Annotated in this window: 13 protein-coding genes; 10 read left to right on the forward strand and 3 right to left on the reverse strand. The window is 65.0% G+C overall.

Translation table 11 applies throughout. From position 1 onward, the window contains the following. Nucleotides 1–198 precede the first annotated feature (198 nt). Genes KSS94_RS03425 through KSS94_RS03435 form a run of 3 tightly spaced genes read left to right on the forward strand, consistent with a single transcriptional unit; the run spans nucleotide 199 to nucleotide 3,130 of the window. A complete protein-coding gene (locus KSS94_RS03425) occupies nucleotides 199–1,314 on the forward strand; it encodes an ABC transporter substrate-binding protein (protein ID WP_217841661.1) in 1,116 nt (371 codons plus the stop codon). 5 nt (nucleotides 1,315–1,319) lie between these two features. Beyond that, complete coding sequence (locus KSS94_RS03430; RefSeq protein ID WP_217841662.1) at nucleotides 1,320–2,372, forward strand: FecCD family ABC transporter permease; 1,053 nt, start codon at nucleotides 1,320–1,322, stop codon at nucleotides 2,370–2,372. Further along, nucleotides 2,369–3,130 (forward strand): ABC transporter ATP-binding protein, encoded by a 762-nt coding sequence (locus KSS94_RS03435; RefSeq protein WP_217841663.1) that lies wholly within the window; start codon nucleotides 2,369–2,371, stop codon nucleotides 3,128–3,130. Before KSS94_RS03430 ends, KSS94_RS03435 begins: the two co-directional genes overlap by 4 nt. 160 nt (nucleotides 3,131–3,290) lie before the next feature. Here the strand turns inward: KSS94_RS03435 and KSS94_RS03440 are convergent, their stop codons facing one another. After that, nucleotides 3,291–3,983, reverse strand: a complete 693-nt coding sequence (locus KSS94_RS03440; RefSeq protein ID WP_217841664.1) for a FadR/GntR family transcriptional regulator — start codon at nucleotides 3,981–3,983, stop codon at nucleotides 3,291–3,293. Nucleotides 3,984–4,242: 259 nt separating this feature from the next. Between KSS94_RS03440 and KSS94_RS03445 the strand changes: the two genes are divergently transcribed. Continuing rightward, on the forward strand, nucleotides 4,243–5,595 hold the full coding sequence (locus KSS94_RS03445; protein WP_217841665.1) for an MFS transporter: 1,353 nt from the start codon (nucleotides 4,243–4,245) through the stop codon (nucleotides 5,593–5,595). Between the two features lie 19 nt (nucleotides 5,596–5,614). Beyond that, nucleotides 5,615–6,970: a glucarate dehydratase gene (gene gudD, locus KSS94_RS03450; protein WP_217841666.1), complete on the forward strand. Its 1,356-nt coding sequence runs from the start codon at nucleotides 5,615–5,617 to the stop codon at nucleotides 6,968–6,970. 153 nt (nucleotides 6,971–7,123) lie between these two features. Here the strand turns inward: gudD and KSS94_RS03455 are convergent, their stop codons facing one another. After that, nucleotides 7,124–8,011: a LysR family transcriptional regulator gene (locus KSS94_RS03455; protein WP_217841667.1), complete on the reverse strand. Its 888-nt coding sequence runs from the start codon at nucleotides 8,009–8,011 to the stop codon at nucleotides 7,124–7,126. A gap of 100 nt (nucleotides 8,012–8,111) precedes the next feature. On the opposite strand from KSS94_RS03455, the gene KSS94_RS03460 reads away from it, so the two are divergent. The 4 genes from KSS94_RS03460 to KSS94_RS03475 all read left to right on the forward strand — a co-directional run bounded on the left by KSS94_RS03460 (nucleotide 8,112) and on the right by KSS94_RS03475 (nucleotide 13,384). After that, nucleotides 8,112–9,053: a 2-hydroxyacid dehydrogenase gene (locus KSS94_RS03460; RefSeq protein ID WP_217841668.1), complete on the forward strand. Its 942-nt coding sequence runs from the start codon at nucleotides 8,112–8,114 to the stop codon at nucleotides 9,051–9,053. Between the two features lie 110 nt (nucleotides 9,054–9,163). Then, nucleotides 9,164–10,507, forward strand: a complete 1,344-nt coding sequence (locus KSS94_RS03465) for an MFS transporter (protein ID WP_217841669.1) — start codon at nucleotides 9,164–9,166, stop codon at nucleotides 10,505–10,507. Between the two features lie 355 nt (nucleotides 10,508–10,862). Continuing rightward, nucleotides 10,863–12,254 (forward strand): amino acid permease, encoded by a 1,392-nt coding sequence (locus tag KSS94_RS03470; RefSeq protein WP_217841670.1) that lies wholly within the window; start codon nucleotides 10,863–10,865, stop codon nucleotides 12,252–12,254. Nucleotides 12,255–12,373: 119 nt separating this feature from the next. Beyond that, nucleotides 12,374–13,384 carry a PDDEXK nuclease domain-containing protein gene (locus KSS94_RS03475; RefSeq protein WP_217841671.1) on the forward strand — a complete coding sequence of 337 codons (1,011 nt, stop codon included), beginning with the start codon at nucleotides 12,374–12,376 and terminating at the stop codon, nucleotides 13,382–13,384. Between the two features lie 184 nt (nucleotides 13,385–13,568). Here KSS94_RS03475 and KSS94_RS03480 read toward each other — a convergent pair whose 3' ends face one another. Then, nucleotides 13,569–14,546, reverse strand: coding sequence for an alpha/beta fold hydrolase (locus KSS94_RS03480; RefSeq protein WP_217841672.1), 978 nt, complete (start codon nucleotides 14,544–14,546; stop codon nucleotides 13,569–13,571). Between the two features lie 437 nt (nucleotides 14,547–14,983). On the opposite strand from KSS94_RS03480, the gene KSS94_RS03485 reads away from it, so the two are divergent. Then, nucleotides 14,984–16,315 (forward strand): MFS transporter, encoded by a 1,332-nt coding sequence (locus KSS94_RS03485; protein WP_217841673.1) that lies wholly within the window; start codon nucleotides 14,984–14,986, stop codon nucleotides 16,313–16,315. Nucleotides 16,316–16,479 lie beyond the last annotated feature (164 nt).

Here is a 16,479-nt window from a genome sequence, read left to right on the forward strand (position 1 = left end):
GCTCCTACAGGGGGGCAGGTTGCCGGATAGCGTTCGCCCGGCAACGATGGCACCGGCGTTGCCGGCTCCTGGCGCACTAGATGAAACCTTGTAATGGTTTGTGCCTGGCGTGTGACATTTGCGCACACCGGCAGGGTGGGACGGCTGACAGAATGCCGCGGTTCAAATGCGACCGATTCTCTTCCAGAGGATGCCCCCATGCGCTTCATCCCCCCTTCCTGGCGGCGCCTGCTGCCTGTTGTGCTGACCCTCACCGCCTGGCTGGGCCTGGCGCCTTCGGCCAGTGCCGTGCAAGTAACCGACGTGCTTGGCCGCACGGTCGAGATGGCCCATGCCCCGCAGCGCATCGTGCTCGGCGAAGGCCGCTTGTTCTTCGCCCTGGCCCTGCTGGACCGCGACAACCCGTTCCAGCGGGTGGTCGGCTGGCAGAACGACATGCGCCTGCTCGACCCGCACACCTATGACGTCTACGCCAAGCTGTACCCGCAGGTGGCCAAGCTGCCGCTGATCGGCCAGGCCTCCGAGCAGAGCGTCAGCGCCGAGCAGATTCTGGCGCTGAAACCGGACCTGGCGATCTTCAGCATCGCCGGCGAAGGCCCGACCCAGCACAGCCCGGTGGCTGACCTTTTGGCCAAGGCCGGGGTGCCGGTGCTGTTCATCGATTTCCGCGTGCACCCGATCGACAACACCCGGGTGAGCATGCAGGCGCTGGGCAAGCTGCTGGGCCGCGAGCAACAGGCGCAGGAGTACCTGAGCCTGTACGACCAGCACCTCAAGCGCGTCACCGACCAGGTGGCCGGGCTGCCCGACAGCCAGCGGCCGAAGGTCTTCCTCGAGCTGCTGGCCGGCGTGTGGCAGGCCCCGGGGCATACCACCGGCAAGAGCGGCCTGGGCAGCGTGGTCGAGGCCGTGGGCGGGCACAACATCGGCGCCGATGTGGTGCCGGGCGCGCTGGGCGATGTGAGCGTGGAGTACGTGCTGCAGGCAGACCCGGACGTGTACATCGCCACCGGCAACCGCGCCCCAGGCGTGTTGCTGGGCGCGGGTGTGTCGCAGGACACCGCCCGGCAAAGCCTGGCGAAGATCACCGCGCGCCCCGAGTTCGCACCGCTGCGGCCGATCCAGGCCGGCCAGGCCCATGGCCTGTGGCATGACTTCTACAACTCGCCGTTCAACATCCTGGCCATCGAGGCCATGGCCCGCTGGGTGCACCCGGAACGCTTCAAGGACCTCGACCCCAAGGCGACCATGGCTGAAATCAACCAACTGCTGAAAGTCGGCCTGGATGGCCAGTACTGGGTTACCGCCAAGTGACCGCAATGGCCCGGGAAGGCGTTGCCCTGGCGGCCTGGCGCTACCGCCGGCTGCTGTGGCGGCGGGCGCTGTTGGTGGCGGTGCTGGCGGCGCTGTTGCTGCTGTCGGTGCTTGGCGACCTGGCCAGTGGCGCCTCGGGCATGGGCTTGGGGCAGTTGCTGCACGGGGTGTTCGACCCGGCCACGCTCAGCGCCACCGATCGGGTGATCATCTGGAACGTGCGCCTGCCGTACGCGCTGATGGCGGTGCTGGTGGGCGCGGCGCTGGCGCTGGCCGGTGCCGAGATGCAGGCGATCCTCGACAACCCGCTGGCCAGCCCCTTCACCCTGGGGGTGTCGTCGTCGGCAGCGCTGGGCGCCTCGCTGGCCATCGCCTACCCGGTGAGCGTGGCGTGGCTGGCACCCAGCGTGCAGGTGACGCTGATGGCGTTCGCCTTCGCCTGCCTGTCGGTGGTGCTGTTGCAGGCCATGGCGCGCTTGCGCGGCGCCGGGGTGCAAAGCCTGGTGCTGTTCGGCATCGCCCTGGTGTTCAGTTGCAACGCGGTGGTGTCGCTGCTGCAACTGCTGGCCACCGAGGACGTGCTGCAGCAGTTGGTGTTCTGGACCCTGGGCAGCCTGGCCCGGGCCGACTGGAACAAGCTGACGCTGCTGGCCGGGGTGCTTGCTGTAGTGGTGCCGTTCTCGTTGCGTGCAGCGCCGGCCATGACCTTGTTGCGCATGGGCGAGGAGCGTGCGCGCAGCTTTGGCGTGGACACCCGGCGCCTGCGCCTGGCTTCGCTGCTGCGTATCAGCCTGCTGTCGGCCACGGCGGTGGCCTTTGTCGGCACCATCGGTTTCGTCGGCCTGGTGGGGCCGCATATTGCCCGCCTGCTGGTGGGTGAGGACCAGCGCTTTCTGCTGCCGGCCAGTGCCCTGGTCGGTGCGTTGCTGCTGTCGCTGTCGTCGATTGCCAGCAAGCTGATCCTGCCCGGGGTGATCGTGCCGGTGGGCATCGTCACTGCGTTGGTGGGGGTGCCGGTGTTCGTGGCGTTGGTGTTCCGCCGGGGGAGAAACCTGTGAGTTTGCTGATCGATCAACTGTCGGTGGCCTATGGCACGCGGCAGATTCTGCACGGGGTGAGTTTGCCGGCGCTGCCGGCCGGCAGCCTGGTGGCGCTGGTGGGGCCCAATGGCGCCGGCAAGTCGACCCTGTTGCGGGCGCTGGCGGGGCTGGAGCGCATGAAGGGCTCGCTGAGCCTGGACGGTGAGGACGTCACCAGGCTGGGCTTTGCCGAGCGTTCCCGGCGCCTGGCCTACATGCCCCAGCAACTGCCGCCGGGCATTGCGCTCGGGGTGCTGGAGAGCATCCTCGCCGGGCTGCGGGTGGCGGGTGTCGAGAAACCCCTGGAGGTGGCCTTCGAGGCGCTGCGCCGGTTGGGCATCGAGTACCTGGCCGAGTACCCGCTGGGCAGCCTGTCGGGCGGCCAGCGGCAGTTGGTGGCCTTGGCCCAGTTGCTGGCGCGCAACCCGCGGGTGCTGCTGCTGGACGAGCCCACCAGCGCGCTGGATCTGCATTACCAGCTGCGGGTGATGGATGCGGTGCGCGAGCGGGTGCAGGCCCACCGCTTGCTGGCGGTGGCGGTGCTGCACGACATCAACCTGGCGGCCAGCCATGCCGACTGGCTGGTGGTGCTGAGCGAGGGCAGGGTGGTGGCCAGCGGCGCGCCGGAGCAGGTGCTGGAGCCTGAGTTGCTGGCCAAGGTGTATGGCGTGGCTGCGCGGGTGGAACGCTGCTCGCGGGGGCGGTTGCAGGTGTTGGTGGATAGCGCGTTGGCCTGAAGCCCAGTCACGCCCCCCTTTGTAGGAGCGGCCTTGTGCCGCGAAAGGGCCGCATGGCGGCCCCGGCGATTTTGCAGGATGCGCAAATCCTGGGGCCGCTGCGCAGCCCTTTCGCGACACAAGGCCGCTCCTACAGAGGGGGCGTGTTGGCGGCGGTCGTTCAATCCGGCACCAGCCGGTCGCGGCTGTTGGACAGGTGCAGGCAGATCGCGGCGCGGGCGGCGTCCGGGTCCTGGCGGCGGATGGCGTTGAGGATCGCCTCGTGCTCCAGGTTGGCCAGGTACGCCTGGCGCGCCAGCCTTGCGCCTTCGCGCTCGGCCAGGGCCAGGCGGTTGCGCGGGATCAGGCCGTTACCCAACTGGCCCATCATTTCGCTGAAATACAGGTTGCCGGTGGCCTCGGCAATCAACAGGTGAAAGCGCCGGTCGGCTTCGATGCAGCTGTCACCGGCGGCGGCCAGGTCCTGGTAGTCGTCCAGCGCCTGGCGCATGCGCGCCAGGTGCTCATCGCTGCGGCGCAAGGCAGCCAAGGCGGCGGCCTGGCCTTCGAGGCCGATGCGCAGCTCCAGCAGGTCGCGCACGCTGGCGGCGTTTTCTGCCCCCACCCGCAGGCCGGCCTGGGCCTGGCGCTCGATCACGAAGGTGCCGATGCCGTGGCGCGGCTCCACCAGCCCCGAGGCCTGCAATTTCGACAACGCCTCGCGCACCACGGTGCGGCTGACCCCGTGCTCGCGCACCAGGGTGTTCTCTGACGGCAAGCGGTCCCCGGTCTTGAAGGTGCCCAGCAGAATCTGCTGGGTCAGGCTCGACACCAGGTCATGGGCACGGCTGTGGCTGCGTTTGCGTTCGGTCATGGGGCGGCACCTGATTGCGTCAACTTGTATGACAAGTTAATCGATAAAACTTTTTTTTGCCCGTGATTTCTCTGCGACGGATATTCATGATCTGCGCGTTATTAGAGTGATCGCGTATTTTGTATGTTTTATCTGCTTGTATTTTGCTTTTTATCGGCCAGTTGCACTCTTGTCGTACAACTTCGCCGGGCCTATGCTGCGTCCCACTGCCCTGTCAGACAACCGACCCGCACAAAAACAATTAGTGGGAGATTCACCTGTGAACCACACCCTCGATCCGTCCGCCGCAAGCGCTGGCGACGCACTGGCCAGTGCCGTGGCCAAGGTCAAGCGCCACGTGCTGCCGCTGTTCGTCATCATGTTCATCGTCAACTACCTTGACCGCGTCAATATCGGCTTCGTGCGCCCACACCTGGAAAGCGACCTGGGCATCAGCGCGGCGGCCTACGGTTTTGGCGCCGGCCTGTTCTTCATCGGCTACGCGCTGTTCGAAGTGCCCTCCAACATGCTGCTGCAACGGGTCGGCGCACGGCTGTGGCTGACCCGCATCATGTTCACCTGGGGCCTGGTGGCCACCGCCATGGCCTTCGTGCAGAACGAAACCCAGTTCTACGTGCTGCGCTTTCTGCTGGGCGTGGCCGAGGCCGGGTTCTTCCCCGGGGTGATCTACTACTTCACCCGCTGGCTGCCGGCGGCCGAGCGCGGCAAGGCGATTGCCATCTTCCTCAGCGGCTCGGCGCTGGCGTCGTTGATTTCCGGCCCGCTGGCCGGGGCGCTGATGCAGATCCAGGGCCTGGGCATGCACGGCTGGCAATGGATGCTGTTCATCGAAGGCATGGCCTCGGTGAGCCTGTGCTTCTTCGTGTTCTTCTGGCTCGATTCCAAGCCCCAGGATGCCAAGTGGCTGAGCCAGGCCGAGCAGGACGCGCTGGTTGCAACCATCGACCGCGAGCAGCGTGAGCGCGAGGCTTCGGGCGCGGTGAAACCTTCGGCCTGGAGCCTGCTCAAGGACCGCCAGATCGTACTGTTCTGCCTGATCTACTTCTGCATCCAGCTGACCATCTACGCGGCGACCTTCTGGCTGCCGAGCATCATCAAGCGCATGGGCGATTTGAGCGAAATCCAGGTGGGCTTCTTCAACTCCATCCCCTGGCTGATCTCGATCATCGCCATGTACGCCTTCGCTGCGGGCTCGGCGCGCTTCAAGTTCCAGCAGGCCTGGGTGGCCGGTGCGCTGGTGATCGCGGCCATCGGCATGTTCATGTCCACCACTGGCGGGCCGGTGTTCGCCTTTGTCGCCACCTGCTTTGCGGCCATCGGCTTCAAGTCGGCCTCGTCGCTGTTCTGGCCGATCCCCCAGGGCTACCTGGATGCACGCATCGCTGCGGCGGTGATTGCGCTGATCAACTCGGTGGGCAACCTCGGCGGTTTTGTTGCGCCCACCACCTTCGGCCTGCTGGAGCAGCAGACCGGGTCGATCCAGGGCGGCCTGTACGGCCTGGCCGTGACCTCGGTGCTGGCCGCCATCGCCATCTTCTTCGTGCGCACCCGCCCCAAGGGCGCCACTACTGATGCGCCCAAGGCCCCCACGGCCCTGGGCCAGCCCCACTGACCCCTGCGAGAGAACAATCATGACTATGCAGACGACCCCAGCCGTTCACGCCAGCACCCCGGTGGTCACCGACCTGCGGGTAATCCCGGTGGCCGGCCACGACAGCATGCTGCTCAACCTCAGCGGCGCCCACGGCCCGTACTTCACCCGCAACGTGGTGGTGCTGCGCGACAGCGCCGGCAACACCGGCCTGGGCGAGGTGCCGGGCGGCGAGAAGATTCGCCAAACCCTGGAAGACGCCCGCAGCCTGGTGGTCGGCCAGCCCATCGGCCACTACCAGCGCGTGCTCAACGCCATGCGCCAGACCTTCGCCAACCGCGACAGCGCCGGGCGCGGGCTGCAGACCTTCGACCTGCGCATCACCGTGCATGCGGTAACGGCCATCGAGGCTGCGCTGCTCGACTTGCTCGGCCAGCACCTCAACGTGCCGATGGCGGCATTGCTGGGTGAGGGCCAGCAGCGCGAGGCGGTGAAGATGCTCGGGTACCTGTTCTACATCGGTGACCGCCGGCAGACTGACCTGGCCTACCGTAACGAAGCCGACGCCGATGACGACTGGTTCCGCCTGCGCCACGAAAAGGCCCTGACCGCCGACGCGGTGGTGCGCCTGGCCGAAGCGGCGAAGCAGCGTTACGGCTTCAGCGACTTCAAGCTCAAGGGCGGGGTGCTGCGCGGCGAAGAGGAAATGGAAGCGGTAACGGCCCTGGCCGAGCGCTTCCCCGAGGCACGCATCACCCTCGACCCGAATGGCGCCTGGTCGCTGAAAGAGGCCATCGCCCTGTGCCGCGACAAGCACCATGTGCTGGCCTACGCCGAAGACCCGTGCGGCGCCGAGAACGGCTATTCGGGCCGCGAGGTGATGGCCGAGTTCCGCCGCGCCACCGGGCTGCCCACCGCCACCAACATGATCGCCACCGACTGGCGGCAGATGGGCCATGCGATCCAGTTGCAGTCGGTGGACATTCCCCTGGCCGACCCGCACTTCTGGACCTTGCAGGGCTCGGTGCGGGTGGCGCAGATGTGCAACGACTGGGGCCTGACCTGGGGTTCGCACTCCAACAACCACTTCGATATTTCGCTGGCGATGTTCACCCAGGTGGCGGCGGCCGCGCCGGGCGAGATCACCGCCATCGACACCCACTGGATCTGGCAGGACGGCCAGCGCCTGACCCGCGACCCGCTGCGTATCGTCGACGGCCATGTGCGCGTGCCGCAGCGCCCGGGGCTGGGGGTGGAGCTGGATGAAGACCAGTTGGCCAAGGCCCATGAGTGCTACCGCAACATGGGGCTGGGGGCGCGGGATGACAGCGTGGCGATGCAGTTCTTGATCCCGGGGTGGACGTTCGATAACAAGAAGCCTTGCCTGGTGCGCTGAGGCGCAAGCCTTAAGGTTATGCGACCTCTGTAGGAGCGGCCTTGTGTCGCGAAAGGGCTGCGTAGCGGCCCCAGAATCTGTGCATCATGCAAAATCGCCGGGGCCGCTGCGCGGCCCTTTCGCGGCACAAGGCCGCTCCTACAGGTGCGTGCCTCACCCGGCTTCGAAAAACGCCCGGGCCATGGCCACGAACGCCCCGAGCACCGGGTTGGGGTTGTCCCGGCAATACGCCAGGAAAATCTCCGCCTGCTGCTCCATGCCCTGCATCGGCCTGAACACCACCTGCTCCAGGCGCAACGCCTGGGCCGAGGCCGGCACCACTGCGCAGCCCAAACCAACATTGACCAGCCCGAGAATCGAATGGGTCTGCCCCAATTGATGCTGGTAGTGCGGCTGCACCTGGTGGCGGGCGAACAGGTTGGCGATGCGGTCGTGGAAGTAACGCCCCTCGTTGGCGCTGTACATCACGAACGGCTGGCCATCGAAGTCGCCCGGGCGCACCCGTTCACGGTTAGCCAGCGGGTGGCCGGCGGGCAGGGCGGCGACGAACGGCTCGCGGTGAATCGGCAGGTATTCCACCCGCGCACTGGGCAGCACCTGGCGCACCAGCCCGACGTCGATCAGCCCGGCCTCCAGGTCGTGCACCTGGGTGGCAGAGATGCGCTCGCTGAGCACCAGCTCGATGTCTGGCAGGGTTTGCCCGGCGTGCACCAGCAGGCGCGGAATCATGCTGTAGGCGCCCACCGCGGTGAAGCCCAGGGTCAGCCGGCCGGCCTCGCCGTGGGCGATGCGCCGCGCCGAATGGCTGGCCGATTCGCTGATCTGCAGGATGCGCCGGGCGTCTTCCAGGAAGCTTTGCCCGGCCAGGGTCAGGCGCGCCTGGCGGTTGTTGCGCTCCAGCAGCAGTACCCCGAGGGAATGCTCCAGCAGCTGGATCTGCCGGCTCAACGGCGGCTGGGTCATGTGCAGGCGGGTGGCGGCGCGGCCGAAATGCAGCTCTTCGGCCACGGCCACGAAACAGCGCAACTGGTGCAGCTCCATGATTCAATTCCTGGATTATTCGATGCTGTATCTATATTAGACCTGTATCGAATGCCGGCCTAGGATCGATGCATGAACTTCGAACTGCCGGATATTTGAGATGAACCAGAACACCATCGACCTACTGCTGACCCAGCCTGTGCCCGAGTCCATCGATGCCGAGCTGGTGGCGGCCTACCAGGTGCATCGGCTGTACCAGCACGACCACCCGCAACAGTTGTTGGCCGAGGTGGGCCCGCGCATTCGCGGTGTGGTCACAGGTGGCGCCAAGGGCCTTTCGAACGCGCTGATGGACCAGCTGCCGGCGCTCGAGATCATCGCCATCAGCGGCATAGGTACCGACGCGGTAGACCTGCGCCACGCCGCCAGCCGCGGCATCCAGGTGACCACCACGCCGGGCGTGCTCACCGCCGATGTGGCGGACTTGGCCATGGGCCTGATCATCAGCACCCTGCGCCGCCTGGGCGAGGGTGAGCGGCTGGTGCGCGACGGGTTGTGGGGCACGGTCAACCTGGGGCTGGCGCGCAAGGTCAGTGGTATCGAGCTGGGGATTGTCGGGCTGGGGGCGGTGGGCAAGGCGATTGCCAAACGTGCTGCGGCGTTCGACATGCGCATTGCCTACAACGGGCGGCATGAACAGCCCGGCAGCGGTTACCGCTATGAGGCCGACCTGGTGGCCCTGGCGCGCTCGGTGGACGTGCTGGTGCTGGCCGCCTCCGCCGATGGCGGGCAGGTGCTGGTAACCCGCGAGGTGCTCGAAGCGCTGGGGCCGGACGGGTATCTGGTCAACGTGGCGCGCGGCAAGCTGGTGGATGAGGACGCGCTGGTCGAAGCCTTGCGCGAAGGGCGCATTGCCGGTGCCGGGCTGGATGTTTTCGTCGATGAACCCTATGTGCCGCCGGCGCTGCGCGACCTGAACCAGGTCAGCCTGCAGCCGCACCGGGGCAGCGCCACCCTGCAAACCCGGCTGGAGATGGGCGCGATGGTGTTGCACAACCTCAAGGCCTGTTTTGCCGGTGAGGTGCCGCCGAACCGGGTTTGACGCCATCGCCGGCTTGCCGGCGATAGGGCCAGAACAGGCAAAACAAGGCCCAAGGGCCACACCTTCTTTCCACAAGAACAATCGCTTCCCCGAGAAGCAAGAGGGTCCACATGCACAGCAAATCCGCCGTCGCCCCCGCGTCGACCGTGGCCGCTATCGGCCGCCATCGTTTCCTGGTTCTGGCACTGATCTTCGTCATCACCGTGATCAACTACGCCGACCGCGCCACCCTGTCGATCACCGGCACCCAGGTGCTCAGCGACCTGGGCCTGGACCCGGTGATGCTGGGCATGATCTTCTCGGCCTTTGCCTGGGCCTACGCCCTGGGCCAGGTGCCCGGCGGCTGGCTGCTCGACCGCTTCGGCGCGCGCCGGGTGTATGGCATCAGCCTGATCCTCTGGTCGCTGTTCACCCTGTTGCAGGGCACTGTCGGCTGGATGGGCCTGGCCGGGGTGTCGGCGGCGGTGGCGCTGTTCTCGCTGCGCTTCATGCTCGGCCTGGTGGAGTCGCCGGCGTTCCCGGCCAACTCGCGCATCGTCAGTTGCTGGTTCCCCACCCGCGAACGTGGCACCGCCTCGGCGCTGTTCAACTCGGCGCAGTACATGGCGGTGGTGGTGTTCGCCCCGCTGATGGCCTGGATGACCCACAGCCTGAGCTGGGAGCAGGTGTTCATCTGGATGGGCGTGCTCGGCCTGGTGCTGGCGGTGGTGTGGTTCAGGCTGTACCACGAGCCGCACAGCGCCCCCGGCCTGAGCCGCGAAGAGCTCGACTACATGCGCGAAGGCGGCGCCTTGGTGGACCTTGAGAAAGAGCGCAAGACCACCAAGAGCAAACCGACCCGCGCCGAGCTTGCCCAGCTGTTCACCAGCCGCAACCTGTGGGCGGTGTACCTGGGGCAGTACTGCATCACCGCGCTGACTTACTTCTTCATTACCTGGTTCCCGATCTACCTGATCAAGGGCCGCGGCATGACCATCATGGAGGCCGGCTGGGTGGCGGCGCTGCCGGCGATCTGCGGGTTTACCGGCGGCATTCTCGGCGGCTTCGTCTCCGACTGCCTGATCCGCCGCGGCGTGCACCCGTCCAAGGCGCGCAAGACCCCGTTCGTGATCGGCATGGCGTTGTCCACCAGCCTGGTGCTGGCCAACTATGTGGACGGCAACGCCGCAGTGATCGCGCTGATGACCCTGGCCTTCTTCGGCAAGGGCCTGGCGGCGGTGGGCTGGGCGGTGCTGTCGGATGTGGCGCCGAAGAAGATGGTCGGCCTGTGCGGCGGCGTGTTCAACGGCATCGGCAATATTGCCGGCATCGTCACCCCGCTGGTGATCGGCTACGTGGTGGCCAGCACCGGCTCGTTCCACAACGCACTCTGGTTCGTGGCCGCCCATGGCGTGCTGGGGATCTTCGCTTACCTGTTGCTGGCCCGTCGCTTCGAGCGTACCGGGCAGGCGTAGGCAGACGCCGGTAACAGGGCCCCGGGAGACCGGGGCTTTTTTATGGGCGCCGTATACCGAAGATTGAAGGCGTTTTGCTGCACTTGTCGTTTTCAGGCAAGCCAATCGCGACATCTGGCGTGAACGGAAATGCCGTGTCGTGATCGCGCACCTTCGGGGCGTTCTCGAATAATTTCCCCATGCTCCACGCGGCTTAAATGAACTCCGTATTCGCCGGTGCGTTGCTCTGTGAAAGCGTGAACAAGGTCAACTACAGAGCGTGAGCGACGTGTCATTCTTATTGATTTTCAAGGAGATACTGTTTCGCTTACGCCTTCTGCCCTTTCCTTGTGTCAGCAAAAAGAGAACAAGATCAATGAACACCGTGGGAACTGATGGCAACCTTGCACAAGGTTTCAAGCCACGCCATGTAACGATGCTGTCGATTGCCGGCATCATCGGTGCAGGGCTTTTCGTGGGCTCCGGGCACGCCATTGCGGCGGCCGGCCCCGCCACCATAATTTCTTACTTCGTGGCCGGCACCCTGGTGGTGCTGGTGATGCGCATGCTCGGCGAAATGGCCGTGGCCCACCCCGACACCGGGTCGTTTTCCACCTACGCCGACCAGGCCATCGGCCGTTGGGCCGGCTACACCATCGGTTGGCTGTACTGGTGGTTCTGGGTGCTGGTGATCCCCATCGAGGCACTGGCCGCGGGGCATGTGCTCAACGCCTGGTTCCCCCAGGTGGACAGCTGGATCTTCGCCTTGGCCTCGGTGCTGCTGCTGGCCTGCACCAACCTGTTCAGTGTGGCCAAGTACGGCGAGTTCGAGTTCTGGTTCGCCATCCTCAAGGTCACTGCCATTCTGGGCTTCATCGGGCTTGGCTTCGCCGCGCTGATGGGTTGGCTGCCCAACCGTGAGGTCAGCGGCCTGAGCAGCCTGGTCAACGAGTACGGCGGCTTTGCGCCCAAGGGCTGGTCGGCGGTGGTGGGGGCGTTCATCACCGTGATGTTCAGCTTCATCGGCACTGAGGCTGTGACCATTGCTGCGTCCGAGTCCAGTGACCCGGCGCGCAACATCGCCAAGGCCACCCGCTCGGTGATCTGGCGCATCAGCACCTTCTACATCCTGTCGATCTTCGTGATCATTTCGGTGGTGCCGTGGAACGACCCGCAGCTGGCGGTGGTGGGCTCGTACCAGCGTGCGCTGGAAATCATGAACATCCCCAACGCGGCGCTGATGGTGGACTTCGTGGTGCTGATCGCGGTGACCAGTTGCATGAACTCGTCGATCTACATCGCCTCGCGGATGATGTACTCGCTGGCCAAGCGCGGCGATGCACCGGCCATGCTGAAGAACACCTCGAAGGTGGGCGTGCCGCGCGCTGCGGTGTTTGGCAGCACGCTGATCGGTGCGGCGATTGCCATCCTCAACTACTTCGCACCCAAGGGCGTGTTCGAGTTCTTGCTGGCCAGCAGTGGCGCCATCGCGCTGCTGGTGTACCTGGTGATCGCCATTTCGCAGCTGCGCATGCGTGGGCGGCTGGAGCGCGAGAATGCCAACCTGAAGTTCCGCATGTGGCTGTTCCCGTACCTGACCTGGGCGGTGATCATCTTCATCAGCGGGGCGCTGGCGGTGATGATGTACACCGAGGAGCACCGGGCCGAGGTGAGCGCCACGTTGAGCCTGGCGATCGTGATTTCGTTCCTCGGGATCGTGACCACGCGTGGGCACAAGCGCGTGGTGGCGGCGCGGTCGGCGGGGTGATTGGGCGGTTGTGAACGGGGAGGGGCGCCATAGGGCGCCCCTTTCTTTTTGCAACAGTTGTGCGGGCGATTTTGCGGGAGGGCGGGCATAGACTCCGGGCTTTGCCAGGGAGCTGCCACATGGAAAACAAAGGTATTGCCGACGGGGCTATGAGCGGGCGCTTCGACGAGGTGCTGGGGTTGATACAGGGGGCCCGCCAGCGTGCGGTGCAGGCGGTGAACACGCAGTTGATCGAGTTGTACTGGCAGGTGGGGGCGTATATCAGCCATAAGCTGGCCAGTGCTGAATGGGGGGATGGTGTGGTCAAATTGCTGGCCGACCACCTGGTTGAAACGCAGCCCGGGCTACGCGGTTTCACCCGGGCGAACCTGTTTCGCATGCGCCAGTTTTATGAGGTTTATCAAGGCGATGAAATTGTCGCACCACTGGTGCGACAATTGCCGTGGAGCCAAAACCTGATCATTCTCGGGCAGTGCAAACGCGAGGAAGAACGGGTTTTCTACCTGCGTATGGCGGTTCAGGAAAAATGGTCAAAGCGCGAGCTCGAGCGCCAGCTCAAGGCTTCGCTGTTCGAACGCAGCGTGGCGCAACCGGCCAAGGCCTCGGCGGCCCTGACACAGGCTCACCCCACCGCGCTCGATGTGTTTCGCGATGCGTACATGATCGAGTTTCTCGACCTGCCGAGCGGGCATGCCGAGGCCGACCTGCATCAGGGCCTGCTGGCCCGCCTGCGGGATTTTCTGATCGAACTGGGCCGGGACTTCTGCTTCGTCGGTTCGGAGTATCCGCTGCAGGTTGGCAGCCGCGATTTCGCTTTGGATTTGTTGTTCTTCCATCGCGGCCTGAACTGCCTGGTGGCCATCGAGCTGAAGGTAGGGCGCTTCGAGCCCGAGTACCTGGGCAAGCTGGATTTCTACCTAGAGGCGCTGGACCGCAACGAGCGCAAGGCTCATGAGAGCCCGGCGATTGGTGTGTTGCTGTGCGCCAGCAAGGAGGATGAAGTGGTCGAGTACGCCCTCAACCGCAGCCTGTCGCCGGCGTTGATTGCCGAGTACCAGACACGCCTGCCGGACAAGGCGTTGCTGCAGGCCAAGTTGCAGGAGTTTTATGCGTTGGGGGTTAGGGGGTGATGATGGGCTGCAGCCGTCGCGTTCTCTGTAGCAGCTGTCTTGTGCTGGCTGTGCCGGCCTCATCGCCGGCAAGCCGGCTCCTACAGGTACAGCGCAGGCCTCGGGATGATGAGATCCCTGTGGGAAGCGGCCTTGTGTCGCGATGGGCCGCAACGCGGCCCCAGGATTTCGGCATCATGCAAAATCACGATTTGCTCGCAGGTTTTGCAAACAAGCCCCGCGCAACCACTGGCGCCGCAAACAACTTCTCGGCACTGTGCCCCACACCCGGCACCTGAAATTGCCTATGGGTAATGGCCACGCCCCAGGCCCGCGACAGAAACCCCTCATAGCGCAGATAGCCCAACTGCCGCTCCACGCGATTACGCCCCTGGGCCTCGGCGCCGCAACTGTGGTCCATGACCTTGCTGTCGGCATGGGTGTCCTGCGCCCCGACCATGTAGGTCACATCCCGCCCGGCGTAACGCTGGAACAACTGGCGCGCACCCAGCCCCTGGCGGGTGAGGTAGGCCGGCGGCTGCTCCAGGCCATAGCGGTAGCGGTCGTACCCCGGGCACAGGCCTTGGTCGGTAAAGCCATCGCCCTGCGGCCGGTTGCGGTCCAGGTACAGGTACGAAGACGGGCTGGAAACCACATAGCGCACCCGGATGCCTTGCGCCCGCGCCTCGCCCAGCACGGCATAGCGTTGCATCAACTGCGCGCCGGCCGAATGGCCGATCAGCACGATCTCCTTCAGCTGTGGATAACGCTGGCGGTCTGCCAGGTAGGCGAGCAGATCATCCAGCACACTGAAAGCCGCGATGCCGCGCTGGCCATCGGTCGATTCGCCGCCATGCATCCACAGGCCCTTGGGCCACAGTGGCATGCTGGCGCGGGCCAGCGGGTCGCTTGCGGTAAGAAAGTTGGGGGCCAGCAGCAAGGTACCCGCACCGTCGAGGCCTGCGTTGTGCAACAGCGCTTTGCCGCTGCGGTAGTAGTCCTCGGCATTGCGCCGCACGCCATGGACGATGATCACCGCGCGCCGGGCCTGGGGCTGGTCGGCATTGCCGTAGACGAGCAAGTCATAACCCGGGCCCTGGCCGAGGTGCAGCATTTGCGCTGCGGCGTTGGCATGGGAGCAAAGCAGCAGGGCGAGCAGGGCGGTTATCCACAGGCGTGGCATGCAGGCGTACCTTTGCGGAGCCCGCAACGGGCTGGTACTTGCCAGCTTACCGGTGTGGCTTCAAGGCCGCGATGAAATCGCTGTAACTTTCAAGTGTTTTGAAAGTTGAAGTTATGGCCATGTTACAGGGCCATAATTTAAGTGTTTTGCAGCTGATGAATATTCCCGGCAAGTCGTGAACTGGCCAAAACGAGACTATAACGTACCGGACAGCCGAAAGCCGCTATAAGCGCGTTGACAGCCAGCCGGAGCGGGCGCTCTAATCCGCCGCACTACTGGCCTTTTGGGCACTCCGGGGCCAGTTGCAGTTGGGCGGCCTTGCCGCCGTTAAATATAAAAAATCCGCGCATTGATTATGCCGTTACTGCGCTTGGGAACTATCCCGGGCACTGGCGTTGTTTGCCCGAAAATAATCAATGCCGAAGGGGCTGGGTAAGATGAACAAGAACAATACTTCCATCGAAGATGTACCAATCAATGGCTTCCACCAACTGATGACCGCACGCGCCGGCGGCGGCTGGGTGCTGGATGGCTACATCCTGAGCATCATCGGCGTGGTCATCGTGCAGTTTTCCGACTACCTGAAGCTGGACTCGTTCTGGCAGGGCCTGGTAGCCGCCTCGGCCATGCTCGGCACCTTCTTCAGCAGCTTCCTGTGCGGTTGGCTGACCGACAAGATCGGCCGCAAGCGCCTGTTCTTCGTTGGCCCCATCCTGTTCATCATCGGCTCTGTGGGCAGCTTCTGGGTCGAGTCAGGCATGGCGCTGTTCATCCTGCGCTTTTTGGTGGGCATCGGCGTCGGCCTGGAATACCCGGTGGCAGGCTCGCTGCTGACCGAATTCCTGCCGCAGAAAAACCGCGGCCCGCGCCTGGCCGGCCTGACCATCTTGTGGTTTGCTGGCGCAGCGCTGTCGTACATCGTCGGCAACCTGATCCTCGCCTACGGCGGTGACGAGGCCTGGCGCCTGGCCCTGGCAAGTTCCGCGGTACTCGGCGCACTGCTGTTCATCGTGCGCCTGAAAACCCCCGAGTCGCCGCGCTGGCTGATGAGCAAAGGCCGCCTGGACGAAGCCGAGCGCATCATCAAGCAGGTGTACGGCGCCTCGTTCTCGCTGGCCAACGTGCCCGCGCAGGATGCCGAGCAGAAGGTCACCCTGCTGGACCTGGTGCGCTCGGGCTACGGCAAACGCATGCTGTTCGTCTCGGTGTTCTGGAGCGCGGCGGTGGTGCCGATGTTTGCGGTGTACTCCTTCGCGCCGGTGGTGCTGGGGGCGCTGAATTTGAAGGGCGCCTGGGCGTCGTACGGCTCGGTGCTGATTACCCTGCTGTTCGTGGTCGGTTGCATCGTCGCCACCAAGATGATCGACACCCTCGGGCGCCGGCCGCTGATTATCCACAGCTTCCTGTGGTCGAGCCTGGCGCTGCTGGGGCTGGGCGTGTTCTCCGATGGCTCCGAGATTCTGGTGCTGGTGCTGTTCGGTGCCTATGCGCTGTTCATCGGCGGCGCGCAGGTGCTGGAGCTGGTGTACCCGAACGAGCTGTTCCCCACTGAAATTCGTGCGTTCGCCGTGGGCATGGGCGCGTCGATGTCGCGCATTGGCTCGGCGGCGGGCACCTGGCTGGTGCCGATGTCACTGCTGCACCTGGGCATCAACAACACCATGTTGATTGCTGCGGTGGTGTCCGTGGTCGGCCTGATCGTGTCGGTGTGGCTGGCGCCGGAGACCAAAGGCATGAGCCTGGAGCGGGCCGCTTCGCTGGCGCGTTGACCGACCGCGAGGCCGCTTTGCGGCCTATCGCCGGCAAGCCGGCTCCTACCTGTAACGCGATCCCCTGTAGGAGCCGGCTTGCCGGCGATGAGGCCAGAACAGGCCCCCGCAGCCATCCGGCAAATATTTAAAAATAAATGAGGTACTTTCTCATTCTCGTTCGG

Origin of the sequence: Pseudomonas fakonensis (assembly GCF_019139895.1) — a bacterium.
Taxonomy (GTDB): Bacteria; Pseudomonadota; Gammaproteobacteria; order Pseudomonadales; family Pseudomonadaceae; genus Aquipseudomonas; species Aquipseudomonas fakonensis.